Source organism: Dysgonomonas sp. Marseille-P4677, assembly GCF_016652235.1.
Lineage (GTDB): Bacteria > Bacteroidota > Bacteroidia > Bacteroidales > Dysgonomonadaceae > Dysgonomonas.
Window position 1 is genome coordinate 1 of the sequence record NZ_JAEPKU010000003.1, and the last position, 26,904, is coordinate 26,904.

The following is a 26,904-nucleotide window of genomic DNA, read 5'->3' on the forward strand; positions in this document are numbered from 1 at the left end:
CTGAAAATCACCCATGCCACATCCAATAAACAATATTGTCTTATTAATAATTAAATTCTTTAAATAAAATAATAATCGTTCAGAATCTTCATCTTTGTCGTTATATAATCTTCTGTAATCAGAGGGAAGAATAATCATCTTATCTCCTTCTCTGATACAACCATGTAATTTAAATAACATTGGATAATTAGTCCTATGCAGGTTTGCGAGTTCATATTCTCTTCCTAACGTGATTGTGTTTCTATTGAAATTTGGTTCTGCAAATTCAAATGCTTCATCATAATTAGTTGTAATTATTTTCTGAGATATTTTTAGCAAGTTTTTATGCAAAGAATAATCATTCTCATCAGCTAAACTGTAATATTCTTTTACAGCCTTTACTATATCTGTTCTACTAATTTCTTGGTCTTTTTCAATTAAATCAAGAAGAACAATTGGCTCATAGATTTGTTTTAGCCCCAATTCTTTTAGATGTGTTATCTTGTAACCTTCCTCCTCTAAATTGTCTAATAGCCGAGTAACCAAATTTCCCCATCCTCCAAGTATTTTATTTTTAGAGTTTTTCAAGTTGTATGACATGCCTGCTCCTACAAAAATGATTAAGTTATCTTCTCTAATCGCATTTAGTAATTCTTTATCAAATTGGTAGTTTTTCATATTAGTTAAAAATTTAAGCATGATGCACAAATATATGAATAATTAGATTTTGTCTGTTAAAGTTTTTTTAGTCATTCTGGCTCCTAAAAAGAAAGATAGCTTGTAAGCTTTGGATCAAAAGTCCATTTACTTTATTTATTGTGATACCAATTGCATCACGTATAAACCACAAACCTTACTTCAGAAATGTATTTCTTTACCAGTCTATTACCAATAATTTCTTCATATCGTATCATGACTTATCATTTCACTCAATAGAAAGACAAGATGTCTTTTAATATACTAAATAAAAAAACACCAATCCTTATTCATCCCATCAATAATAGAAACAGCTTCTTTAATATTTGGAGCTAGGTATGTACTTCTCAATAAAAAATGGTTCAATTCATCAAGTAAATCATTTAAAAATGTAATATCTTCAAGCCTATTAATATTTTCCACCATGAAGATATTAATAGATTCTATAACTTCTTTGCAATTATCGATAGATGCTACACCTAAGTTCTTTAGAGCCTCAATTATTATCCCTTTCATACTATCAGTATTTCCAATAGTCCTTTTCCATGATAATTCTAATAATTGTAAATAATATGGCAATGCTTTAATATCCTCATAAATAAAGATGTCTCTAGCATCCCATTTATCAGTAGGAAACATTTTTTTTAGACGCGTGTTATTTACATATATCTCAAGACCTCTTAAATCTTTAGCTTTGAGCATAAGTTTCAAAGCCTCAATATATTTTTCATTATCTAGTTCATATATGAGTTGTTCTGTTTTTTTAGAAACGAGCTCATACATACCTAACTTAACGGCTTGCTGGCAAATAGTTAATTGATTGTAAAAAGGGAACTTATCTAAAGAGCATACTAGTATATCAATATCATCTTCAGATTCAAACCATGTATTTAAAACTCTATCTATTGCATATTTATCAAATTGTGAATTTAATAGTAGATTTAATACAAGTGAATAATGCTCTTTCACCTTTTTTTCGACTATGTAGCATAAGTGATTCTCTAAAATTGTTTTGACTGGTCTATCTTTTTCTTCTTTTTGTATATTTCTCACAATTTGTTTAGATAATTCCTCTTCTCCTATACGTTCTTCTAAATAAGCTAAACTCACAAAGCTATTATCAGTATGAATAACTCTATCTGACTCCCAAGCTAGATAAGTCATTTCTGATAGTTTATCCATAGGGCAATCAAAATCAAAACGTTTTAAAAAACCTATAAGTATTATTGCTATTCTATCAAATGAGTAGCTATTATTACTACAATCGCTTAACGCTTTTGCAAAAGGTGTTTTGTCAATATACCTCTTAAACCAATCTTCTAAATATTTAAGTTGATTTGGTCTTATAATAATTTCTTTATCACGATCTCCTATTATTAACACATCATAAATATGCGCTATCTGATGAAGTTCCATATTTTTATCAGCAAAATATGAAATAATATTTTGCTTTTCAATATTTCCATTATCATCCTTACACATTCTGAAGCGTGTCTCTACAGCGTGATTATAGGAATTTTCAAAATCTTCATAAGATAACTCATCATCATCCCTGAATTTATATTCAAATACTTCTTTGTAAGAAATAGTTTCTACTCTTCTATCATCAAATACTTTCAGACATTCGGCTTTAAACTGAGGAATATTAATTAGGATATCAAAAGCCTTCTGTTTTCTTTGAACTCGTTCTTTATCATAATTTTTTGGCTCTTTTGGTGTATGTTGATATCTTACTTGGAGTTGTTCAAATATATAATCCGCTAGATTCTTATTATTAGATAAGAGGGTACGATAAAGACTGTCTATTTTCCACAACTCCCATATCCCCTCGTCATATGCTTTAAAACAAACATCTACATCCTCTTTATCTTTAATTAGGATATCCATGTATGGATGTTCTTTTTTCTCATCTCTTTCTCTCTCAAATATATCATATAAAATACGCTTGTTTAAATCCATTCGTTCAATAAATTCAATAAAAGCTGAATTATCTAATAACCACCAAGATTTCTTATAAAACAGTTCAAGAACAATTCGATATAATGAGTCATCAAACAATAATTCTGCTTGATTTAATAAAGTCTTAAAAATATCCTTCGCTTTAGACCTATCATAATCTGCCTCTGTATATAGTTTTAAGAGAGCTACTAAATTCGTTGATTTATTAATTCCTCTTATCACTGATTCCAAGTCATATGTTGCAAAGTACTGTTTGACAGCATCTTCATTCCGAGTATTTCCTCTATTTGAAATAAAAGACTTCGTTATTTCTAAAATGTATATAATATGTATATCCGATTGTTGCCATTGATATATCAAACTACATAAAGCCATTTTTATATTAGATGAATTCCTATGCCCTAGTATTGATATTAATTCATTGACAATTTGAGGGTCTCCCAACTGAAGAGGAGGTATTAGACTTAAGTATTCACTTAATAGCTCTGTATCTTCATCTTTCAAAATATCTACCTGATTTATAAGCATTCTTGTGAATAATTCTCGTTGGCTATAATTTAAACAAGAAAAATCAATATGCTCCAATAATTCTATGGCATTCAGTCTAACCCGTCTATGATTATGCAAATTGCATACTTCTTCAAATAAAAATTTTATAGTTTCTTCCGAATACTTATGTTCTTTCAAGCTATTAGTTACATCTCGCCCTATCCAAGTTGTTTTTTCTTTATGATATAAAAAGATATTTTTCAAAAGACTATCTCGCTCATCTATAGTCAGTTTATCTATCTCTATTTTAGCTATTACAGTTGGATTATGTTTGATTAACCATTTGAGCATTTCTTTATATATGGAGGAAGATATATCTAGTATTCCTACTAAATAACCTACAATATTACTCCACTCATCAATAATTACTTCAGAATTGCTATATGTTATTAACGCCTTTAACTCTTCAAAATCATCAAAACAGCTAAGAGCCTCAGACGCGAAATTCTCTAAAAATATTGCATGCTCAAAACTCCAGATTTCATCATTATCTTTTTTTATAGGAACAGCAGATTTTAATTTCTGAAGATCTTCTCTATTTTGTAAAATAAATTGAAGCTCTTTTTCTTTAATGGCTCTTTTACTCATCATAGCCATAATTAAAGACAATCTTCTCGCATTATTTTCAATAATTATAAGTTCATCATCAATATTAAGTCCTCTGAAATGTTCCTTATCAAGGATTAACCGTTCTCTTAGCAACCCATGTATCAAACTCTGTTTGTTCTTTGGAAGTTTACTTTCATTTCCAATATAATATTTGATGATTATATTTAAAAAAAATGGGTTATAAATTAATTTTTCAATCCCAACTCGCCCTACTTCTTTCATAAAAGAATATAAATCTATTATAGGGTATTTTTCATTTATGTACGAATGTATATCTTCAATACTAATATCATTCAAATAGTATTGCTCAAAACCACTTAGAGTATTTTTATAATGACTATATCTGCTTGATAAAAGAATTTTAGATTCTTTATAAACCTCTTTTAAATCATGTATTTTCTTTACATCACTCGCTACACCTATCTCATCAAAACCATCAAGAATAAATAGTAATTCATTTTTTTGGATCTTCTTTATCTGAGGATATCGTATTTCAATATATTGATTTAAGGGCTGATCTGCTGAATAAGAATTTAGATTAACAAAGACGGGATAATAAATTTTATCTTTTGCAATGTAAATCGCTATTTGCTTTAACAATGTACTTTTCCCCATTCCTGCATTGGCTAAAACAACAACATATTGATTGTCATTAATTATGGAAGAATACTGCTCATGTGAAAACAAAACTCTTTCCCCGTTCCCTTCATTTTGATTTATTCTTGTCAGTGTGCGAGGGATAAAAACATCAATATTAGATTCTATAAAGGAATTATGATTATAGATAGTCTCATCTTTCAGTTCATTTTCAATATTCTCTAATTTATGAAGGACTGCATCAATTTTATAATTTAAAACGAGACCTACGGTTTCTGTGTTTTGCAGTAACTCAAAAGCAAGAAGTTTCAGGAATCTTTTAGACTCATCATCCGTATTCAATGTGTCTATCTCTGCTATTCTTTCTAAAATATCGACAGAATAAGAATCTGATAATATTTTCGCTTTTTCCCCTTTTTGGTGAAGAGACAAAGCCTTATCATAGGCTCTTTGAAATGTTTTTGCAGTACTAGGGCTAAATACTAATTTTGTTATTTGCTGAGAAGCAAGCCTTGAAATAGTAGAAGTTGCTCCTGTTTTTATAAAAGGTAGTATCGTTGCAAATAGAGACATATGGTTTCTTAATTAATTTAAACAAAGATATTTATATTTATTAATTCTGAGAATAGAAATTAAGGATGATAATTGAGTGTTTTTAAGCAAAATATCATCTCCTCAGCCCTCTATTTTGTCTCTTATCATCTTCTTGTTTTTTCTGCTTGACTGAATAAACTATAGAATTCATGTCATCATGTTGTAGTGAATTAGTTAATTCATTCATCCGTTCTTGCATACTGATTTGCTCTATAATAGTTCCATTCTTCATCGTATTATAATATTCAAAGCTTTCTTCTAGTAGACGATTATAATCGAAGAGTCTATCAAATTCCTTTTCCACTTGCTGAAATAAGTTCGTTCTATCAAATCCTCCCTTGATAGCACCTTTCTTCGTGTTCCTATGATTGGTTAATGGTGAGAGCTTGACTTTATTCGCTTGGTCTTTACGGCTTACAATAATATGACAGTGCATATTCCCTTCTGTATTTTCCGATCTATTTCGGTCAAAATGTATTTTCCCATAGAACTTAATATCCTCTGCCGATAGTCCTTTATTAAAATTCTTGGCATATTCAGGAATAAAGACCTCCCGAACATATCTTCTCATGGCTTCGGCTTGTTCCTGTTCGGTTGCTCCCATTGCTAGCAATTCTTTTGCCGATGGGCTTATATGGATAGCATAAAACTTAGCATCCGTTTTAAGCAGTTGGGCTTTGTTATTGTCGATATCTTTCACTACTTGTGATTTGTAAAGGTTCTCTTCTGTCAGATTGAAAAAACCTTCCGTATAAATACCTTTCTCCATCCGTTCATTGTCCTCGTGCTCCAGATAGTTCCCTAGCCGTCTGCAACTTCCTGCATTATTATATACCCCGTTTGATGGTGGAGGAAAATCTATATTCATTTTATTGACTATTTATCAGATTGGCTATTTCAATTCGTAGACTTTCTTTCTTCTTGGATTCCATTACTCCACAATTTGCTAAATCAGAATACAGGTTAATTAGTTGTAGTAATTTTTGATTATCCTTCTGCTGTATTTTCTGTATGGTTACAAGCTGTTTAGCCTGATTATTAATAGCATCTGCGTGCCCTGTGAATTTTTCACTCAACATCTTTAGCAGATTGTTTTGCCCCTCCTGATTATCCTTAAGATTAGAAAGGATAATGTTCTCCATTGATTTGACAATAATATCAAATCTACTCGCTATTGAATTACTCGTCCGTATCATGGGATTGAGTTGTTCTTCTTCATAGTGTCGGATAAAACGGATCAGATCATCTTGCCGCTTATTAATCTTCCGAAGTTCTGCTTTTGTAGATTCGGGAGCTTCACTTGGATTGATATTTGCCTTATCCAAATACAGAAAAGCTAATTTTATAGCTTCACTCTTTTTCAGTGAATAGCGTTTACATATTTTATCTACTGATTTACTACATTCCTTATCTATGGAGATAGTGGTAAACACTATTTTTTTATTCTGATTTTGCATACTAATTACTTTTTAATGGAAAATCATTGTTCTAAACATCTGACAATTAGCTATTAAACAAAATAACTAATTGTCGGACTAATTACAGTGCTTTTTCATAAAGCACTAAAGCCGAAGGCTTTGCCCCGCAGGGCAAGAGGAAGAACAGGACGAAGTCCAGTTCCCTCTTGCTTAATTTCACATAACAGTCAGAGTCGATAGACGAAACTGTTCATGTGAAATACGGAGTCTTTTGGGAGGGCGATTGATTAGCACAGCCCTCGCCATTTTGCTTCATTCTGCTTAGCTTAAAAACAGCAGAATCATTTCAGGATTTTGCTTTCTTCTATGCCTTTATTGAACATTACAATCTCTTTCTTTGAGGCATAGGATTGGATAAAATCTTTGACATCAGCCATGCGATAGAAAGTCTTGTGCCTGACAAGAAAGTAGCGGAGCTTGCCACTGTTCCGATAGCGTTGCAAAGTCCGATAACTCACTTTTAGCAGAAATGCCAAGTCTTGATTGTCAAGTAGCTTGTCATCATTGACAAATGCTTCCCCTGTAGTTATTACTGTTTTCAGATCTTTGCCTATATCACTGAGTTTCTTGGATAGCTTTTCCATCCATAGAGTAAAATCATTATTGTCTAAGTACATAATTCTTTGTTTTTGAAATTAAACCTCTGTTAATTCCAATCGATTGGTAAGGCAAAGAACCGACAATTAGAGACAGAAAAATAGAGGGGTAGTTAATTGCCCCTCTAATAGTTGTTTACAATCTATTTATATCCAATGCGTTATAAATACATTATTTTTCATCTTTTTTCTTTATCCTTACGCATTATCATATTACGAAGAAAGTCAAGGGTTTTAGTTCGGTTAAATGGTTTTCGCTTATATATTTCACTTGTCTTATTTGAAATATCTCCAAAAGAGACATTAAATATTAATTCAAATTTATTGCCAATCTGATTTTTACTTGCAGGCTTACCTTCTGCATTCAGTATTTTTTGACTTAGGTAAAGGCTTTCTACGATTTCAGATAAACCGATAATCCCCAAGTCTTTCGACTTAGGGACAATATAAAGATCAGATTTAAAAGTTTGCTCCTTTACAAATTTCTCAGGATGGGTGAATCTTGTTTCTAATAAAACTAGCTCAGAATCAATAAGAGAAATAGCTTTCTGCAAGTAGAGATTTTTTAACGCATTTTTCCCCCTGCTCGTATCCGAATTGCTTTGACAGGGATGCTAATTCGATACGAGTCAAACATAGTGTTCGATAGATTGTTGTGTAATCTCTATCAGACTGATTCAGGTTTTCTACTTTATTTACAAAATTTTCATAGGTGCTTTTCATTTCATCGGTCGTTACTTGTGAGCTTTCAGACAACAAACTGAAAAACTTCATCTTTAATAAATCATTCATCTGCATATTTTTTAAAGTGAATAAAAAGGATAATATATTGTTAAATCCATGTATGCTGAATGAAATGCAAACTCATTTATTGAATATGAATTTCGCCTGTAAGATATAGTTTGGCCTGTCCACTTATTTCGACCCTATTTTCTAAAAATCTGCATTGCAAATATCCTCTACGATCGGATAGTTGGATTGCTGACAGGTCGTTTTTATTTAGTTTGACAGCCCAATATGGTGTCATAGTAGTATGTGCTGAACCTGTTACGGGGTCTTCATTTATTCCTGATTGGGGAGCAAAAAATCTTGAAACAAAATCTACATTTTTTCCTTTTGCTGTAATAATAACACCTCGTGCGTTTAGCTTTTTTATATTCTCTAATTGCGGAGTAATATTGACTATATCTGTTTCATTTTCAAAAACTAGCATATAATCAGTTTTACCTTTATACACCTCAATCGGCTTTCTATTAAAACAACTTATAATATCTTCTGAAATTGAGATTTTATGATATTCATCGACAGGAAAATCCAACGTAAAACCTTTGGCATTTTTTGTTACCTTCAATGCTCCACTTCTGGGAGAATAAAAATCAATTAATTCTCCTTGGTGGTTCTCATATTGAAATAAAACAAATGCCGAAGCTAAAGTTGCATGTCCGCATAAATCTACTTCAATATTTGGAGTGAACCATCTTATTTCATATTGCTCACCTTTCTTAACGTAGAATGCAGTTTCGGCAAGGTTATTTTCCATTGCTATTTTTTGCATTATTCCATCATCTATCCATTCACTAAGTGGGCATACAGCAGCTGGATTACCCGAAAACAACTTATCTGTAAATGCATCAACTTGATATAGTTTATATTTACTCATGATTATAAAATATTTTTGTCAAAGTTATACAATTATAAATCACACAAACTGTATTTATTTGACTAAATGATGTATTTTTGTGATATGAAAAAAATGAATCTGCTTCAACCTTACGAAATTGTATATCTGAATACAAATAAATGCCCTTTAGACCAACATGGGCACTCTTTCTTTGAGTTACTTTACATCCTTTCGGGTACAGGTACACAAGATGTAAATGGTAATGTATTTAGGTATTGTAAAGGAGATTTCTATTTAATCACACCTAAAGACCATCATTCCTTTGAAGTAGAAACCAAAACCGAATTCTTTATTGTCCGTTTCCATGAAAACTACATCAATGCTAATGTCCTTTCAAGTGAAAGTGCAAAAAGATTGAAGTTTATTCTGAGCAATGCTGATAAGTATTGTGGATGTATACTGAGAAATAAGGCAGATATTCAACTGGTAAGACCAATTATTGAGGCTATTTTGAGCGAAAAAGAGAAAGCGGATTTATACGATAAAGAATTTGTCAGGCAATTAATAAATACATTGATCATAATAGCTGCTCGAAATTTAACACTCTCTTTGCCCGAAATGCTAAATAATTATTCTGATGCAAGAATAATGGAGATTATACACTATATACATTTCAATATATATAATCCTGAAAAATTGATTGCCAAAGAAATTTCTTCATCTTTTAAGATTTCCGAATTGTATCTTGGTCGATATTTTAAAAAACATACAGGCGTATTATTACAGCAATATATTATCAACTACAGATTAAATATGATAGAAAACAGGCTTCTGTATAGTGATATGCGTATTAATGAAATAGCCAACGAATTTGGTTTTACAGACGAAAGCCATTTATATAAACTATTCAAAAAATACAGGGGAATAAGTCCCGGTAACTTTAGATCAGCACAAAATAAAAAAGGAAGCATAGACTAGTACGCTTCCTGTTCTTCGCATTTCAATCAAATAAACTTCACAACTTTTTCAATAGCCTTCCGATTTGAAGGTTTGAGTTCAGTATTGTAATAGCCTATAGGTATTATTGCTACAGGATAAATGCTGTTTTGTAGCTCTAGAGCTTGAGAACAAATAGACGGGTCGAAATTACAAACCCAACAAGCTCCAAGCCCTTGTTCTGTTGCAGCAAGACAAATATGCTCAATAGCAATAGATAGGTCAATGTCCGCATGGTCTTTATTATCATACGAGCGTTTCCATGACTGCTCGAAGTCCGCACAAGCTACAATGTAAATGGGAGCTGAATCTATCCACCTGTTAGGATATGCTTTTTGTAGCTCTCTCTTTTTTGTATCACTTTGCACGACAAAAAAAAGCCAAGGTTGAATATTAACAGCAGAAGGGGCAAACCTAGCACATTCCAAAATATAATTCAATTTTTCCTTTTCAACTTCTTTAGATATAAATTGCCTTATTGATCTACGTTTTTTTGTAAGTTCTAAAAAATTCATATTTTCTCAATTATTAATTGGGAGCAAAATTACACATGAAAATACACTTAATACTGTATCTATTTTCGTTTATAATGTATGATTTTGATAAAAACTCATCTATGCAGTAGAGTTATTAGAAACAATGAAAGAACTAAACAGAGCAAAGCTGTTCGTTTATTTCTAAATTATTACCTATTCTATTTTGGAATATTATTTTTTCTTACAACTGATAAGCAACCCATTTAAAAAGAGAATAATAAAAGCAAGGTTTTGTCAAATAATACGCTAGTCGCAGACTTGGAAGATTATTTGTACAAACCCGAAGGGCTCGACCTTGATTTAGTTATTCTCTTGCTTATACCTTTGTGTTCATATGAAAGAAAGACAATAGAACACACTTACCGCCACTAAATTGCATTTATAAAAACCGATCTCTTACAAATCTATATTTGTGAAAAAATCGCATAATATGGATATCGTAGGAATAGAAAGAGAATCTTTTGATTCATTCAAGCAAAAGTTAGAACGATTAGCGGAACTTTCCAAAAATCAGCCTTCAACTGAAAGTCTATCTATCGAACAAGAATGGATAGAAGGGAAAGAATTAGCTTGTTCGTTGAATGTAAAGCCTCGTTATCTGCAATCTCTTCGTGAAAGAGGGAAACTCGCTTTTTCTACTATTGGAAAGAAAATCTACTATCGTATCAATGATGTTAAGGCATTGATTGAAAAAGGTAAACCAAAATAATAAAACTCATGGAAGTTTATACAAACGAAGATAGCCAAGAGCTTCTGCAAACTCTGAAAGATGCTTTGCCCTATATAGAATATATTATGAAAACGCATAAACCTCTGTTCGATGGGGAACGCTATCTGACAAGTGAAGAACTTTGCAATATTCTAAAAATAAGCCGACGGTCTTTACAAGACTACCGAAATAACGGAATTTTGCCATTTATCCAGTTGCCAGGGAAAGTCTTGTTTAGAGAGTCGGATATAAAGAAGGTGCTGGAAGAGAGGTTTCGACCGTCTTATAATTCTGAGGGTGTTTTGTAACGTGATTTGTGTTTTTTGTTTCCAAAAACGGCTGAGTGTTGTGATATACTCAGCCGTTTGTCTTTTACTTTAATGCAAATTTCTTTTTTACTCCTTGCATATCCCGCCAGATACTTTGATCTAAGACTTTTGCATATCGCTGTGTCATCTTTGTACTGGTATGACCAAGCATTTTAGCCACATTTTCCAACGATACATTATTGGCGAGGGCAACCACAGTCGAGAACGTATGTCGCGCCACGTGCGTGGTTAGATTCTTCTTAATTCCACAGCAATCGGCAATTTCCTTCAGATAAGAGTTCATCTTTTGATTAGCCATAACAGGTAATAAAGTACCTTTCTTTTGGCACAGTGGATGATCTTTATATTTCTCCAATTTTTGCAGGGGAATATCTAATAATGGAACATTACACATGACGTTTGTTTTCTGTCTGCTCTTGCGAATCCACAAATTACCCTCGTTATCAGGCACAATATGTTCCTCTCTCAACTCTGATACATCTATAAAGGCTAATCCGCTGAAACATTGGAAGAGAAAAACATCACGAACTAAATCAAGGCGAGGAATATCAAATTCCTTTGTTCTCAATATCTCCAGTTCTTCTTTAGTCAGGAATTCTTTGTGCACCTCTTGCTCATGAAACTTGATATTAACAAATGGGTTCTTCTGAATCCAATCATTCGCAATAGACATATTCGTTATTTTCTTAATCACTTTCATATAGCGAATCAATGTATTTTCTGATAGATTCTTTTCAACTTTCAAGAAATGGATGTAATCTTGAATAAGTGCATGATTAACGTCTCTCAGAGGAATATCCTTTACTTTATGTTTCGTTAATACCATTTCTTTAAAATACTTTAGGCAAGTATCGAAACGAGAGATCGTAACCTTAGCATAATCTTTGCTAATCAGCTCTCGACATTTGTCATTATGTTCCTGAAATACCTGAAAGAACATTTTATGCTCTTCGTCCACTCCAAGAAACTTCCTTTTTATTTCATTGGGATTAATCAATCTGCCTTCTTCCTCCATTGTACGATGAATATCATACAGACGATGACGAACAGACTCCAAGTAGCGATTAATCTCCTGAGATGTTATATCCTTGCCTGTACATCGTTCTTTTGCCTGATTCCATAACGCAGGGTTTACATCACGTTTTAATTGGATTTCAGCTTGTTGTCCTTGCATAGAAATACGAAGCATAATTGGAGTGTTCCCCGATTTTTTTAGTTTAGTCTTTCTTATAACAAAAAGGACATTAAAAGTTTGTCGTTTCATACGCTAAAATTTAATCGTTTAAAGATAATTATTTGAATTTTTAGCGAGTTTCAACAATAAGCAAATCAGAGAATTAAGACCTAAATCGTGACCTTTTTTTCGAGACCCTAAATTGGTCACGATTTTGCACACGATTTATTGCCTAATTTTGCCGAAAAAGTGGAAATTGGTATAAAAGAAAAATCCCTGAAAGGGTTAACTTTCAAGGATTTGCTTCATTTTAAGTCTTTTAAAAGTGGTGCCACCAGGAATCGAAACTCCCTACATCGCACCTATATATCAATGTCTTACAAATCTTAAACAGTGAAGTACAACTATAAACACACTCAGAATTTACTTCAATTTACAAGACTCTTCTTTGTCGGTTCTGTTACTACAAAGCTATATTATTTTCTTGAAAAACAAAAGGCTCATAAGTAAAAAAATTAGCAAAAGACAACCTCTGCCAAATGACACCACTTTTTTGAGAGTTATTGTCTTTAAGAATTATCTTACATTTCTTTGTTCCAGAAATCGAAAGTGAGAGTTTGAATTTTGAATATATTAATTTAAATAAAACATATGGAGGTATCTATTATTGAATCAAAGACTTTGGAAACTATAAAAAACGGAGTAAAAGAGGTATTGGAATTAAGTCGGCAGCTACAATCAAATTGCACTTCCAATAAATGGTTAGACAATCAGGAAGTATGTTTGTTACTCGGTATTTCCCTAAGAACCCTTCAAAACTATCGAGACAAAAGAATTATTCCTTTTTCACAAATAGGATATAAATGCTATTATAAAGCCTCAGATATTGAACAATTTATCGAACAATTGAAGAACAAAAAATAAAAAAGAAAATGAATGATATCTTGAATAGTAAATCTCCTGAAATGAAAGAATTGTTGTCGTTAATAGAAGAACTCAAGATCTATATAACGAAAGGTATTAAGAACCAAAAGCTATCTTTATCCGGTGAACAGTTTTTAGACAATAATGAGCTATGCAAAATACTACATGTTTCTAAGCGTTGCTTACAGGATTATCGAGATAGGGGATTATTACCTTTTTATAAAGTGGAAGGCAAGATACTCTATAAAACATCAGACATACAGCAATTATTGAATGATAATTATAATCAAGCTTTTGCTAAATTTTGAGTCCTCTAATTCTCATTCAAACTAACTTACATGCTTGTCCTTAGGACGTTTTTCTTGGAAACAGTAAATCTCATGATTCATGGCAGAGATACAACTTTAGTCAAATTACTGGACAAAACGAATAAAATGATTATCAGATTTCAGGATTATGTTTTTTGTTAAAAAATCACACGAAAAACTTTCCGTGAGAGAAAAATGTTTTATTTTATAGAACAAGGGGAATTTTTGTCCCAAATTACTAATTCAAGATTGTAGTTATATGAAAAAGATTCATTCTCTCACTATTTGGATATTATTGACGTTGGTTTTTGGTTTTATAAGTTGCGATAACGACAATGAAAATATTAAGGGAACTACATCCGTAGAAATACGTTTAACCGATGCACCTGCGCAATACGACGCTGTGAATATTAATATCCAATCTGTTGCTCTACATGTAAATTCAGACTGGATAGAACTAAATCTGCTAAAAACAGGTATTTATAATTTACTTGAATTACAAAATGGAGTTGATGTACTATTAGCCAATGAAGATGTGCCTATCGGGAAGATTAGTCAAATTAGATTAATTTTAGGGAATGAGGGAAATTCTGTGGTGAAAGATGGACAACGCTATGAACTGGAAACTCCTTCAGCACAACAAAGTGGATTAAAATTAAACTTACACGATGAACTAGTATCTAATATTGTTTATCGACTTTGGATTGATTTTGACGCTACTCGTTCTATTGTGGAAACGGGTTCCGGTAAATTTCAATTAAAACCTGTTATACGTACCTATACAGATGCAACTAGCGGAAGTATTAAAGGATTCGTACTGCCACAAGAAGCCAATGCCATCGTATGGGCTATTTTAGGCACTGATAGTGTGTTGGCTCATCCACGTCTAAATGATGGATACTTTCTAATATCCGGTTTACAACCAAGCCATTCATGGAAAGTAGTTTTTGAAGCAGACAAAGCGAGTGGATATAAAGACCATGAATTATCTGAAATTTCAGTTGTTACAGAGCAAGTAAATGATTTGGGAAATATAACACTAACAAAGGAATAACCTAAAGAGTTGATAGAATGAGAAAAACAAAATTCTGCATAAGTTTAAGTTTCATTTTAATTTTATTGTTTTCTTTTGATTCGTGTATCAGCATTAAAACTACAGGATCAGGTAAAGTACCGCCAGGTCAGGTAAAGAAAATTACTGGAAGTCAGTCTGCAAAACCATATGCACCCGGACAAAATAAATAACTGAGATAAAATAGATATTACATTTAAGATAATCATCCTAAAAATATTTTTGAGCTTCTTAACAAAAAACAATGAGCCTATCAGCGAAAATAATAGAAATTTTATCCTTATTTTTACTGATTGTCAAATCAGATCAATATGGATACACTAAAAACAATAAACTACTCGGGTACTTTCTTATCATGCTTCTCTGATAATAATACAAGCTGCGTACACGCTACCAAAGATCATACTTTAGTTTATCTATATTCAGGAAAACTGATTGTTGAAGAAGGAAATAAGAAAACTGTTATTGAGTCAGGCGAATGTGTATTCATCCGTCGCAACCACAGAGTAAAAATGACGAAATTGTATTCTGATACAGATCAATATAAAGGAATATCTATGACCTTTAAACGAAATTTCCTTCGTGATTTTTATAGTAGGATAGATAAAACTGCTATTCCAAATAATGCAAAAGTTCCGAAGGAGAGTATATTCAAAATACCATTACGTCCTGATATAAATAGCCTTTTCCAGTCTTTAACTCCATATTTTGACACTTCTGTACAGCCTGCAAGTGAAATTATAAATCTGAAAGAGCAAGAAGGTATCTATTGCTTATTAAATACAGATAAGGATTTCTTTCCTGTGCTATTTGATTTTACTGAACCTTGGAAGATTGATATTCTTGATTTTCTGAATGAGAACTATATGGACGACCTGACAATGGAAGAAATAGCAGCCTATACAGGCAGAAGCCTTGCTACTTTTAAACGTGATTTTGCCAAAATAAGTAATCTCTCACCTCAAAAATGGCTTATCAACAAGAGATTGGACATTGCGTACAATAAACTTAAAAATGAGAATAAAAAGGTAAGCGATGTATATGTGGAAGTAGGATTTAAAAACCTTTCTCATTTTTATGCTGCTTTCAAAAGACAATATGGATTTTCTCCACGCAGATAGAAGAAAATAATTTCTTCTGATAAATATTTAAGCCGTAAAGCTCATTGCTTTGCGGCTTTTTGCTTAAAAGAGTGAGCCTATAAGCGAAAAACATTGAGCTTTCTAGCGAAAACAAATACTTTGCTCTATAGTAATATTGCAAGATGTAATTAAAATCAGAAGAAAATGAAAAAGTTTTATTTATTCACATTAATAGTAGTTGTTATGAGCAATCTGGTATCAGCACAAAATGCAAGCATTGCAGAAGATATTAACAAAAAGACTTTTCTTGTAAGCGATAAAGTTATTTGTCAAAAAGTTACTTTCAAAAATCGTTACGGAATTACACTTGTTGGAGATTTGTACACTCCGAAAAATAGTAGTGATGAACTTTTACCTGCTCTTGCAATAAGTGGCCCTTTTGGTGCGGTAAAAGAACAATCATCAGGGCTTTATGCTCAAAGCATGGCAGAACGTGGTTTTATTGCACTTGCTTTTGATCCATCTTATACAGGAGAGAGTGGAGGTGAGCCTCGCCATGTAGCTTCGCCTGATATTAACACAGAAGATTTAAGTGCGGCAGTTGACTTTTTGGGAATACAAAAAAAAGTTGACAGAAACAAAATAGGCATGATCGGTATTTGTGGATTTGGTGGTTTTGCCTTAAATGCTGCTGCTGTTGACAAGCGAATTAAAGCAGTCGTAGCTACAAGTATGTATGACATAACACGTGCCGCATCAAAAGGTTATTTCGACAAAGTAACGTTAGATGAACGCACAAAAGCATTAGAACAAGTGAGCCTGCAACGTTGGAGAGATGCAGAGAATGGAAAACCAGCCTATGGGCAATGCCCAAACCCTGACAAATTGAAAGGCGATGAACCTGAATTTGTAAAAAGCTATTTTGATTACTATAAAACCGAACGGGGTTTTCATCCAAGTTCTATAAATTCAAATGGATCGTGGACTATTACCAATTCATTTTCGTTAATGAATATGCCGATTTTGACTTATATCAAAGAAATATCGCCAAGACCTATATTGCTGATTGCAGGAGAAAACGCACATTCCCGCTATTTCAGCGAAGATGCTTATAATGCTGCTTCCGAGCCGAAAGAGTTGATGATTATTTCTAACGCTGTTCATGTTGATTTATACGACCGTTTGGATGTGATTCCTTTCGACAAACTAAAGTCATTTTTTAACGAGAATTTGAAATAAAAACATGGATATATTTGAAAAAATGAAACAAGGGGAACTTATCCTTGAAACCGACCCCGATTATCCGAAACTGTATGAAGCTCTTTTAAGAGGTATGCGTATAACAGGTCAACTTAATGCCTCCTTCCATACACCAGAGCAGACACGTAATATTATCAGCGAACTGACAGGACAGCAATTAGATGAAACAATATGGATAGTGCCCCCTTTCTATTCTGATTTTGGGCAATTTATCCGTTTCGGGAAGAAAGTATTTGTAAACAGTGGTTGCATATTTATGGATAGAGGCGGCATTACATTGGAAGATGGTGTTTTTGTCGGTCCGAACGTTAATATTATTACCGAGAATCATGCAGAACAGCCCGAACTCAGGCATAATGTTTACACAAAACCAATCCTGATAAAACAAAACGCTTGGATAGGTGCAGCAGCAGTGATACTTCCCGGTGTGACTATCGGAAAGAATGCAATAGTGGCAGCAGGGGCAATAGTAACAAAAGATGTACCCGATAATACCATAGTAGGTGGCAATCCTGCTAAAATTATTAGAAAGATAAAAATGGAATAATTATGAAGAAGTTAATGCTGATTGTATTTTCTTTTATGATAATAACGAGCCTTTCGGCATGTAGTGAAGATGATAAAACTATTCCTGATGCACCTCCTACTCAACCCGAACAACAGGACGATGACAATAATTCGGGGGAGAAAAAGGATAATGTGAAACTACAAATAACCATAGGTGAGACTAAGTTTACTGCTACACTACAGGACAATGCTACGGCAAAGGCATTCAAATCGTTGTTACCGATGACAATAACCATGAATGAACTTAATCGTAACGAAAAATATTATGATTTACCAAATAGCTTACCGACAGCAGCAAGCAATTCAGGCACAATCCATAGCGGAGATATAATGCTGTACGGGTCGAAAACCCTTGTCCTTTTTTATAAGACATTTTCTACTTCTTACAGCTATACTAAAATTGGCAGCATAGATGATTCTTCCAAATTAAAAGAAGCTATCGGATTAGGTAATGCCACAGTTATATTTGAGTTGGGTGAATAGCAACAGCAATATATAATAGTTAACCTCTTTTTATTATTATAGTTATACATGAGCATGAGCCATAGAAAAGAGAAAACTATGGCTTTTTTTATACCAAATTGAAGTTAAATCATAGAATCCTAAATTGCTGTCCGTTTTGGCAAGACATTCTGTGGGAAAAGAAGTATAGATGCAATATTCAAAAGAATTTATGAAAAAGTATGTATCAACATTAAAGAATAAAATACTTCGAGACATTCAGGAAATAGAAAAGAAAGGATATACTACACTGCAAACATCCAAATTAATAATTCCTATACTGGAAAATGCCTTTGAAGAGCTAAAATTATTCATCAATAATTATTCTTTCAAGGATAAATCGGAAGAAATAAAGTTTTTTAAGGAGACAAAACCCCGGTTATTTAGCCTGCTGGTCTATCACAGTAAAGTTTACAATATTGAAATGAGGATGCCTACCGGTAGTGTAGAAGACCGGAAAGCATATTTGCAACGTGTACAAAACCGGATTAAATATTTCTTTGATATGAATTTGGACTTTTACCAATATTACCGCTCAGGAAATACACATCTGGACTATATCTATTTTCTTAGAGGTAAGCCCGATATCCACTTGCTTCTGGATAGCTATCATTTTGAAAAAGACAGCAGTTTCTCTACATGTTACGATTTTAAGGTAACTAAGATACTTGCAAATGAAATGCTCGCCGCATATGTTGATTCAAAATTGGCAGAATTGGACAAGTGTCCAAACAGCATGGAAAACTATCTGATTTTACCTAAAATACGGATCACATGGACCGGTAAGAAAGCGGAATTGGTAGAACAAATATATGCCTGGATCGAAGCTGCCAGTTTTAACAATGGTAATGTTACAATTAAAGACCTTGTTGATTATATTGAAATTGTTTTTAATATTGATTTGGGGGATTATTACCACATTTTTATTGAAATACGCGAAAGAAAGGGAGATAGCAGAACTACCTACCTCGATAAATTGATAAAGTTATTGAATGACAGAATGAATCAAGCTGATAAAAAATAAACTATCTTTGCATGGAAGAGGATTATAAAGAAGTGAGAGATACTTCTTGAAAAACATGTAAAAGTCAGCGTTCGCAAAGCGTCTCGGTATAGAAAACTGGTAATTTTTTAGAAAAACGAGACGAAATGTGCAATGCTCATGCTATATACAAATATGGTGTGGGCTTGCTTGTTTCGTTTTTCGGGTATACCAGTACCTCTATGCCGGAACAATGCAAGTTCCACACTTTTTTATTTTATATAATAGAATATCTAATCATGAAAAAAATCAAATTGTATATAGCCTCTACAATTGATGGCTATATCGCCACATCAGATGGCGACTTGGATTGGCTAAGAGAGTTTCCCAATTCTGAAAAATCAGATTTCGGCTATAAAAACTTCATGTCCGGAATCGATGCTGTACTAATCGGAGGACAAACCTACCGGAGTCTTTTGTGTATGGATGTTGTATGGCCATATAAGAGTAAAACGACATATATTATATCCCGTAAACCTATCGATATCAAAATAGATTGCGACATTTATAACATCACAAAAAACGCCATTGAAGAAATAGCCAAAATAAAAAATGAAGAGGGAGGTGATATTGCTTTATTTGGCGGAGGAATACTCACGAAGATGCTATTACAGCATGACATGATAGATGAAATGACTATTTCTACTATTCCGATCCTTCTCGGTGGTGGTATTTCCTTGTTTCCTGTTTACTTTCCAACCAGCAGTTGGTATATAGAAAAAACAGAACTTTTCAAAAACGGATTAATGCAAACAGTCTATCGTAAAGTGTCGGAATAAACAGATTCAGTTGTATTTACGAAAAAACCATTTTTTCTTCCCATTATTTCATCTTTACGCAATCTCTTATTTGCTGATTATTCCAGCTTATTAATAATAAGTTAAATTCTTCTTTGGAAATACTTTTCCCAAGGTGGGAAATATTGCTGTTTAATTAACAGACCTTTGCGCCGGATTTTTAAAACGACACAATGGAAATAGACGAAACGAAATTTGAAACAGCTGTATTTTCTGTATTGGGAAAACTTGATGAAATACTCTCATGTGTTAAAGCCCGGAATATTCTGAACGGAGAGAGGCTGTATGATAATCAGGACTTATGCCTCATGCTAAAACTAAGCAAACGCAGCTTGCAACGCTACCGTAGTCTGGGTGCTTTAAAGTATTTTCAGATTGGACAAAAAACCTTGTATTATGAGTCTGATGTAAAAAAGTTCATCAAGGAATATTTGTCGAAAGACAATACCGGACGAGACAATTTTACGGATTAAAAAATTATCCATAACCGGATAGGAAGTAAAAAGCCTCTGCATAAATCATGCAAAGGCTTTTTTCCTATTCAGGAATGACATGCTTATAATTTGAAACGTCTGGTTTGTTGTACAGGCTGCTGTTCTACTGAAGAGGGTTGTGAAGATATTTCATTTAAAACAATATCCTTTTCTCTTTCTTTTATTCCCTGCATTACTTCTTTGATACTTATAGAAACAGGCCGTACGTTCGGGTATTTCGGTACCGGAGGCACTTCTATTTTAGGACGTTGCCAGTTTTCAGAATACTCTTCGTATACAGGTTGTTCTTGTTGTATTTTAATATCGTTCTTTTCACTTACAATCTCTCCATCAATAACATCAGGTTTGGAAGTCAGGGTTAATTGTATCCTTCTTTCCAATGCAGCCAATTCCGTTTTCAATTCCTTGAGTTCCGGCTCTTTCCTCCACGAAGAGTTAACTACTTCTTTCAGAATAGGAATATCTTTCTCAATAACCTTATTCTTCTCCCGATACTGTTCTAAAACAGAAGGTATCTTGTCCAACGCATTGATAAAATTTCTGGATGCGGTAAGCGGATCTACGGCAAGATGTCCATTATTGTAATTATACTTCACACCACTATCCCCTACAATAAAGAAGCGGTTGTCATTGAAAAGCACACCTTCCTTTTGACTTGGTTCCGACTTAACGACAATCTTAAACCCGTATAATTCGCCAATATTGAAATACTCTGTATTAGTCCGGGCATTATCAGCAATCTCGTTGAGTTTTTTCCCGATAGCTTTCGGGTCTGCACTATTAAAATTATCCAAGCTGACCGGATTCAGGTAATTTCCACTCTTGTCTTTTTGCACCCGCGAAGAAAAAACAGACCAGTCCTGTGTCATTCGGGAAATAAATTCATTGTTACTGTCTAATTGCCGGATACTATCATCCAGTTTATAGATTGCCGAAGATTTTCCCTTCTCAAAAGAACGCCTTTCCGACTCCAAGGCATTGATTTTCTTTTCCAGTTTGGCTTTTTCCAGTAAATCGGTATTACCTGAAAGGATCGCAACGTATTCGGAAAAGTTCATTCCACTACCCTCATCCATACTCCCTTCATCAATCGTCCTGCTACCGAGTGTATTCGTTTTAAGTTGATTGATAAAGGTTTGCTTGTTTTGAAGAAGATTGAACTTATAGGAGTCAAGCGATTTTTCAACGGCATAGATTATAATATCAACTTTGTTTCCGGCAAATTCCTTGGCAATTTCATTTCCTTTCCGGACGGCTCTGCCATCACGCTGAGCCAGATCCGACGGTCGCCACGGAATATCGCAATGATGGAGAGCTACAGCCCTTTTCTGGGCATTAACTCCGGTTCCCAACATCGATGTAGAACCGAATAAAACACGTATTCGCCCTTCATTCATTGCTTCAATCATCGCTTTTCTGGATTTTTCGGTTTTCGCCTCCTGAATAAACCGTATCTCATGGGCGGGTATCCCGTGGTCTTCTACCAGTTTACGCTTTATTTCGCTGTAGGGATTCCATTCGTTAGGCTTGTATGTTCCCAGATCACTGAAGATAAACTGCGTTCCCTTTTTCGATTCATACTTTTTATAATATTCTGCAACCTTAGCTGCACAATGAGAAGCCTTGTTATCCACATGGTCATCGTAGGCAGGATCTATCATCCGCATGTCCAAGGCCATCTTGCGGGCATAATCGGTAGCAATTAGCATTTTTGCTTTTTCTTCACTTTCAGAAAGCGGTAATCTGCCTAAAATAGTAGCGTCTCCCGTACTCGCAAATTGCATTAACTTTTGAATAAAAATTTCCTGCTGTGGTGTCGGTGGAATATTATGCAAAACTTCATTTTTTTCGGGCCGGTCGATTCCGATATCTCTGGCAGTACGATAATCTGTAATTTCATTGTAAAAGGCGGCCAATTCGGGCACTTTGATAAAATACCGGAACCTTTCTTTCGCAACGATCTGATTGGTAACGGAAAATTCAAAATCGGTTGTTTTTCTGGCAAAAATAGCAGCCCACGCATCGAACGATCTAATTTCCTGTCTTTCCAGTTCTTTAGGACGCAGATATTTAAACAACAGGTATAATTCCGTCAAAGAGTTGGATATGGTCGTTCCTGAAAGAAATGTCGCACACAGATCTCTGCCTTTACGTTCCTGCATGGTACGAAGTGCAAAAAGCATATTCATTGCCCGCTGGCTTCCTTCGGGGTTTCCCAAGCCTGCCACACGGTCATGGCGTGTGGTAAACATCAGGTTCTTAAACTGGTGACTCTCATCAACGAATAAATGGTCTATCCCCATCAGTTTATAATCAACGGTATCATCTGTCCGGTCCTTTATCTGTTCAGAAAGGCTTTTAAGTCTTACCTCCAGATTTTGTTTTCTTATTTCCAGTCCCCGCCTCATTCGCTTGGATGCAGCTTTCCCCATTTGATTTTCAAGTATGCGAAGGTTTTCTTCTACGCTATCCAGTTCTGCCTGAAATATCTCCTGTTGTATTTCAGGGGATTGGGGAATCTTCCCGAATTGATCGTGAGTGAGAATTACACAATCCCAATCATTATTTTTAATTTCATTGAAAATCTTCTGGCGGTTGGTCGGCGTAAAATCTTCTTTGCCGGGATAAAGGATTTTAGCATTGGGATAAGCAGTCCTGAATGTGTGGGCTATTTCATGAACGTTGGCTTTCAACCCGACGATCATCGGTTTATTTGCAATTCCCAAGCGTTTCATTTCATAAGCTGATACACACATGATAAGGGTCTTTCCGCCCCCTACCTCATGATCCGCAATTCCACCGCCAAGCAACTTCTGCATCCAGATACAATCCTTCTGCGACTGGTATAGATCAGGTATACCCAAACCTTTGAAATCCAGATCGGGAAATGTCTGGTGCGATCCATCGTATTGGGGACGGACAAAGCAGTTAAATTTCCGGTTATAAAGGTCTGTCAATTTATCCTTATACTCCTGTGACTGATTATCCAGCCATTCAGGGAAGCCGCTTCTTATCTCGTCAATCTTGCTGTTTGCAAGCTGTATGGCTTCTGCATCGGGAACTTTTACATTTTTTATTTCTCCTGTTTCCCTGTCACGTACCTGAATGGTTTTTGTAATATTGGGCGTTGTATTCAGCAGGGCATTCTTCATCAGATGAATACCATTAAATAATTGCGATTCACTCTTTACCGCAAACTTTTCGTAGATAATAAGATTAGGATTAGATGCCGATACATTAAAGTCATCCCGTGATGCATAATAATCTATTTGAACATTCGTATCGAATAGACCTGAAGCATATTTTTCGTACACGTTCATTGGTATCCATCGTTCTCCGAAATTAAAATCCAGCTCTTCATAACGGATAGCCTGCGGTTTGGCATCGTGCAAGGCTGCAAGGGATTTTTGCGATTGGGTATCATCAGGATGTTTGCTCAGGTAGTGTTCAACCCGTTCTGCCTTTTCTACGACGTTTCCGGCAATAAACTTATCCCGTATTTCAAAATTCTGAATAATGGGATTGAAGAACACTCTTCCTTCAAGATCATGAATCAACTCATCGGGAGTTTTGTTTTCCAGCAGCGAAAGCATATAATCCATGCGGAACTCACCATACTTATTCAATGAAGCGATCAAGGCTTCTTCTGAGGTATTTACCGATACCAATTCATTGGGATTAAATGCCACCGGATGATCGAAAATGTCCGCTTTATGAAGTTTACCGTCGATGCTTCGTTCAAGGGCTAAGATAGCGGTTGCCCCTGCATCCATTTTCAGGGTATTGAGATTACGCTTGTCGTTCAGGTTACCGTATAGACTTAAAAAAGAATCATAGGATTTGTTGAGTTTTTTGCGTAAATCTGCATCTTCAACCAGATTCCCGGCTTCATAATCATACAAGTCGTTATAGATGTCACGAATTTCAATATACTTTTCAAGTTTTCCTTTCTGAAAATGAGGAATATCCAAAGGATGAAATTCCGCTCCATCCGAATAGCGCTTCTTGAGTACACCGATTTGCCCATTCCCTTCTTTTACTAAAGTACCTTCTTTATGATACACTTTGAGTTCTCCCGAATAAGGTCGGGGATTCATGTGTTCTTCCCATTGTTTTTGAGCCTCTTCTTTTCGGGCATCAGAAACAGGATAAGCAGATTCCTTTGTCGGCTTTTCCTGTGGGGCAGTTGTACCAGTCTTAGGCTGTTCCGGCCTTACTCGTTGCTCTTTTACCGGATCACCAAACAGATCCGTTTGTATGGGCTTACTTTTTACTGCCGTTTCTTTCTTGTGTCCGCGTTTAGGTTTAACCTGTGTTCGCTCTTCTTCCGAAAACCCCCAAAGGTCATACAGCGATACAACCGGAGCTGATACATTGATTTCCAGTAACTCTTCCGGCTCAGGTTTTTCTTCCCTGATTTTATAATCTTCAGTATTCGGAGGATACTGTTCAAAGATGCTTTTATCTTGTTCATCGAAAGACAAACCCGTTTCCTGAAAGTTTTCTGCCGAAACTCCTGTCTGTGGTATTGTTTCAACTATATGTGTTTTAACGGAATTACTGTGATATAGCTCTGCATTCAGATTCTGAGTGAAATCTTCCGTAAGCATTTCTTGCAGATCAATGGCAATTCCCTCTGTGCCTCCGTCATGCAGATAAATAAAAGACGGTCGTCCGTACATATCCGTGTCTTCCAAAATCCGCGTATGAACTATTCTGTTGAGGTTATTGTCTGCGAAAAGATTATTGATAGATTCTCCTTTTTCGTTTTCGTGAGTATTTACAAAATTGAGTTCCCGTTTCGGCAAAATCTTTTTGGCGGTATTCTTTTGCAGGATTATCAAGTCGCTGCCCACTTCCGTACCCGCACTGTCAATAAAAAGATTGTTGGGCAGACGGACCAGCGATACCAGATCGGCTTGCGACATCAGAAAAGTTCTTATCAGAAGCCCTTTAGGAGAGTTGGCTACTCCCTGCGAAGTCAGAAAAGCAACGAGACCACCTTCTCTTGCCGAGTCAAGAGCTTTGAGAAAGAAATAATCATGTATGTAGTTGGTGGATTCCTGATAAACAGACTGCTTCTTTGCCCTGTATTCAGGATCGAATACTTTCATTTCTCCAAACGGAATATTGGAGGCTACCACATCAAAATAGTTATTGTACCGTCCTTCAATACGTTCAAAGCCTTCAATCTTTACCTTCGTTTCAGGATGAAGTCTGGAAAGTATTTTTCCCGTAAGCAGGTCTTTCTCAAAACAGATACTTTCAGCTTCGTCCGCCAGTTTTATTTGAGAAGGAAAAGCTCCGGTTCCTGCCGATGGATCAAGAAACCGGTCTATGATGATACCTTTCTCCTGCAAGGCGTTATTAATGCTTCCAATAACCTCCGGTGGCGTATAAAATGCAGAAAGAACGGAATTCTGGATGCTCCCTATGTATTGACGGTATTCCCGTTCATTGTTTGTGTTTTCCCGAAGTACATTATGCAACTCCGAGACAAGGGGAAAAAGTTCAATCTCTGATTTTGCCCAAGAAGCTGTGTCGGCAAGCGATGCAGCCGGATTAAGGACACACTTTAATCCCCCAAAACCACTGTACTGCTGCAATATCTGCCGTTCTGCTCCTGTTGCCTGACGGTTTTCCCTGTCAAGGTTCAGTATAGTTTTGATTGCATCTATGTTGGCTCTTAAATGAGCCTTTTTATTATAGCTCATTTTCTTCCCTCCATATATCAATGAAACCAACTAATTCTGTGTACAGTGTTGTAAATTCGGGAGAGTTGATAAACGAATCGTCAAGCGGATATTCGGAAAAGACTTCCTTACAAGGTATAAGCAACTCCATTGCGAAGTCATTTATCTGATCCGGCGGAATAATCGGGAACTCATTTATCAGGACATTGCGAATTGTATCGTAGCAGGAGAACAACAGACCTTCATACAAGACGGAAATTGCCATTTCTCCAGCTGAATGATGAGAGTACCCATCTTTAATAGCATTAGCATATACTTCTGCGGCAAATTCGGAGCGAAGCCGGATAAACTCGTTGTCATCTATTCTTTCCGGATGACTTTCTTTCAGGTATGAGAGTAATAGGAGTCCATAATAGGATAACTCCTGTTTATCTTTTTTCTTCATTTATAGTTTGAATTAATTTGTGGATAAAAAAATGAAAGGAAAGTGCTGTTCCCTATGATTGGGTCGCAAGTGTAGCAATGAGCTTCTCTTGCGGCAGGGAGCAGCAACAGGTATTCACCACAATAAGACTTGTTCGTTTTTAGAGGAAAGAAAAGACAGAATGCCTCCTGACTCTAAAATCGAATGTGTCGTGCGGGGAATTCTGTAGAAAATCAGGGAAGTACTACAATGGAAAATGAAAACGGCATCCGAGGGTATTCAATTCCCGGATGCCTTATCCACAGATTAATTCAAAAC

Annotated in this window: 26 protein-coding genes; 14 read left to right on the forward strand and 12 right to left on the reverse strand. The window is 34.9% G+C overall.

The window, feature by feature from the left end; translation table 11 throughout:
- The 8 genes from JGH11_RS01375 to JGH11_RS01410 form a co-directional block, all read right to left on the reverse strand.
- The coding region (locus tag JGH11_RS01375; RefSeq protein ID WP_201109768.1) for an SIR2 family protein at positions 1-657 on the reverse strand (657 nt) is incomplete at its 3' end.
- Between the two features lie 282 nt (positions 658-939).
- Positions 940-4,962 (reverse strand): NACHT domain-containing NTPase, encoded by a 4,023-nt coding sequence (locus JGH11_RS01380; RefSeq protein WP_201109769.1) that lies wholly within the window; start codon positions 4,960-4,962, stop codon positions 940-942.
- A 94-nt stretch (positions 4,963-5,056) separates the two neighbouring features.
- Positions 5,057-5,851 (reverse strand): DUF5712 family protein, encoded by a 795-nt coding sequence (locus JGH11_RS01385; protein WP_201109770.1) that lies wholly within the window; start codon positions 5,849-5,851, stop codon positions 5,057-5,059.
- Position 5,852: 1 nt separating this feature from the next.
- Positions 5,853-6,440, reverse strand: coding sequence for a BfmA/BtgA family mobilization protein (locus JGH11_RS01390; protein ID WP_201109771.1), 588 nt, complete (start codon positions 6,438-6,440; stop codon positions 5,853-5,855).
- 302 nt (positions 6,441-6,742) lie between these two features.
- Positions 6,743-7,078, reverse strand: coding sequence for a helix-turn-helix domain-containing protein (locus JGH11_RS01395; RefSeq protein WP_201109772.1), 336 nt, complete (start codon positions 7,076-7,078; stop codon positions 6,743-6,745).
- A gap of 158 nt (positions 7,079-7,236) precedes the next feature.
- The gene (locus JGH11_RS01400; protein ID WP_201109773.1) at positions 7,237-7,611 is read right to left on the reverse strand and encodes a hypothetical protein; all 375 of its coding nucleotides are present in this window, start codon (positions 7,609-7,611) and stop codon (positions 7,237-7,239) included.
- Entirely contained in the window at positions 7,586-7,849 is a 264-nt protein-coding gene (locus tag JGH11_RS01405; protein ID WP_370567547.1) for a hypothetical protein, read from the reverse strand. The genes JGH11_RS01400 and JGH11_RS01405 overlap by 26 nt, the downstream gene beginning before the upstream one ends.
- A gap of 76 nt (positions 7,850-7,925) precedes the next feature.
- Positions 7,926-8,717 carry a PhzF family phenazine biosynthesis protein gene (locus JGH11_RS01410; protein ID WP_201109775.1) on the reverse strand — a complete coding sequence of 264 codons (792 nt, stop codon included), beginning with the start codon at positions 8,715-8,717 and terminating at the stop codon, positions 7,926-7,928.
- Positions 8,718-8,801: 84 nt separating this feature from the next.
- On the opposite strand from JGH11_RS01410, the gene JGH11_RS01415 reads away from it, so the two are divergent.
- Positions 8,802-9,656, forward strand: coding sequence for an AraC family transcriptional regulator (locus JGH11_RS01415; protein WP_201109776.1), 855 nt, complete (start codon positions 8,802-8,804; stop codon positions 9,654-9,656).
- Between the two features lie 26 nt (positions 9,657-9,682).
- Here the strand turns inward: JGH11_RS01415 and JGH11_RS01420 are convergent, their stop codons facing one another.
- Positions 9,683-10,189 carry a nitroreductase family protein gene (locus JGH11_RS01420; protein WP_201109777.1) on the reverse strand — a complete coding sequence of 169 codons (507 nt, stop codon included), beginning with the start codon at positions 10,187-10,189 and terminating at the stop codon, positions 9,683-9,685.
- 451 nt (positions 10,190-10,640) lie between these two features.
- On the opposite strand from JGH11_RS01420, the gene JGH11_RS01425 reads away from it, so the two are divergent.
- Positions 10,641-10,919 (forward strand): helix-turn-helix domain-containing protein, encoded by a 279-nt coding sequence (locus JGH11_RS01425; RefSeq protein ID WP_201109778.1) that lies wholly within the window; start codon positions 10,641-10,643, stop codon positions 10,917-10,919.
- A gap of 8 nt (positions 10,920-10,927) precedes the next feature.
- Positions 10,928-11,227, forward strand: coding sequence for a helix-turn-helix domain-containing protein (locus JGH11_RS01430; RefSeq protein ID WP_201109779.1), 300 nt, complete (start codon positions 10,928-10,930; stop codon positions 11,225-11,227).
- A gap of 64 nt (positions 11,228-11,291) precedes the next feature.
- Here JGH11_RS01430 and JGH11_RS01435 read toward each other — a convergent pair whose 3' ends face one another.
- The gene (locus tag JGH11_RS01435) at positions 11,292-12,512 is read right to left on the reverse strand and encodes a site-specific integrase (RefSeq protein ID WP_201109780.1); all 1,221 of its coding nucleotides are present in this window, start codon (positions 12,510-12,512) and stop codon (positions 11,292-11,294) included.
- Between the two features lie 561 nt (positions 12,513-13,073).
- Here JGH11_RS01435 and JGH11_RS01440 point away from each other — a divergent pair.
- From JGH11_RS01440 to JGH11_RS01490, 11 genes are all read left to right on the forward strand, one after another.
- A complete protein-coding gene (locus JGH11_RS01440) occupies positions 13,074-13,346 on the forward strand; it encodes a helix-turn-helix domain-containing protein (RefSeq protein ID WP_201109781.1) in 273 nt (90 codons plus the stop codon).
- Between the two features lie 8 nt (positions 13,347-13,354).
- Positions 13,355-13,654, forward strand: a complete 300-nt coding sequence (locus JGH11_RS01445; RefSeq protein WP_201109782.1) for a helix-turn-helix domain-containing protein — start codon at positions 13,355-13,357, stop codon at positions 13,652-13,654.
- Positions 13,655-13,913: 259 nt separating this feature from the next.
- Positions 13,914-14,708, forward strand: coding sequence for a DUF4382 domain-containing protein (locus JGH11_RS01450; protein WP_201109783.1), 795 nt, complete (start codon positions 13,914-13,916; stop codon positions 14,706-14,708).
- 17 nt (positions 14,709-14,725) lie between these two features.
- A complete protein-coding gene (locus tag JGH11_RS01455; protein WP_201109784.1) occupies positions 14,726-14,899 on the forward strand; it encodes a hypothetical protein in 174 nt (57 codons plus the stop codon).
- 138 nt (positions 14,900-15,037) lie between these two features.
- Positions 15,038-15,847 carry an AraC family transcriptional regulator gene (locus JGH11_RS01460; protein WP_201109785.1) on the forward strand — a complete coding sequence of 270 codons (810 nt, stop codon included), beginning with the start codon at positions 15,038-15,040 and terminating at the stop codon, positions 15,845-15,847.
- A gap of 204 nt (positions 15,848-16,051) precedes the next feature.
- Positions 16,052-17,047: an alpha/beta hydrolase gene (locus tag JGH11_RS01465; RefSeq protein WP_370567551.1), complete on the forward strand. Its 996-nt coding sequence runs from the start codon at positions 16,052-16,054 to the stop codon at positions 17,045-17,047.
- Positions 17,048-17,051: 4 nt separating this feature from the next.
- Positions 17,052-17,615: a sugar O-acetyltransferase gene (locus JGH11_RS01470; RefSeq protein WP_201109787.1), complete on the forward strand. Its 564-nt coding sequence runs from the start codon at positions 17,052-17,054 to the stop codon at positions 17,613-17,615.
- A 2-nt stretch (positions 17,616-17,617) separates the two neighbouring features.
- Positions 17,618-18,118, forward strand: coding sequence for a cyclophilin-like fold protein (locus tag JGH11_RS01475; protein WP_236263822.1), 501 nt, complete (start codon positions 17,618-17,620; stop codon positions 18,116-18,118).
- A gap of 190 nt (positions 18,119-18,308) precedes the next feature.
- On the forward strand, positions 18,309-19,160 hold the full coding sequence (locus tag JGH11_RS01480) for an RteC domain-containing protein (RefSeq protein WP_201109788.1): 852 nt from the start codon (positions 18,309-18,311) through the stop codon (positions 19,158-19,160).
- Positions 19,161-19,417: 257 nt separating this feature from the next.
- Complete coding sequence (locus JGH11_RS01485) at positions 19,418-19,957, forward strand: dihydrofolate reductase family protein (protein ID WP_201109789.1); 540 nt, start codon at positions 19,418-19,420, stop codon at positions 19,955-19,957.
- Positions 19,958-20,148: 191 nt separating this feature from the next.
- Entirely contained in the window at positions 20,149-20,448 is a 300-nt protein-coding gene (locus JGH11_RS01490) for a helix-turn-helix domain-containing protein (RefSeq protein WP_201109790.1), read from the forward strand.
- An 83-nt stretch (positions 20,449-20,531) separates the two neighbouring features.
- On the opposite strand, the gene JGH11_RS01495 is transcribed toward JGH11_RS01490, so the two are convergent.
- Positions 20,532-26,183: a helicase-related protein gene (locus JGH11_RS01495; RefSeq protein ID WP_201109791.1), complete on the reverse strand. Its 5,652-nt coding sequence runs from the start codon at positions 26,181-26,183 to the stop codon at positions 20,532-20,534.
- The gene (locus JGH11_RS01500; RefSeq protein WP_201109792.1) at positions 26,173-26,607 is read right to left on the reverse strand and encodes a DUF1896 family protein; all 435 of its coding nucleotides are present in this window, start codon (positions 26,605-26,607) and stop codon (positions 26,173-26,175) included. The genes JGH11_RS01495 and JGH11_RS01500 overlap by 11 nt, the downstream gene beginning before the upstream one ends.
- Positions 26,608-26,904 lie beyond the last annotated feature (297 nt).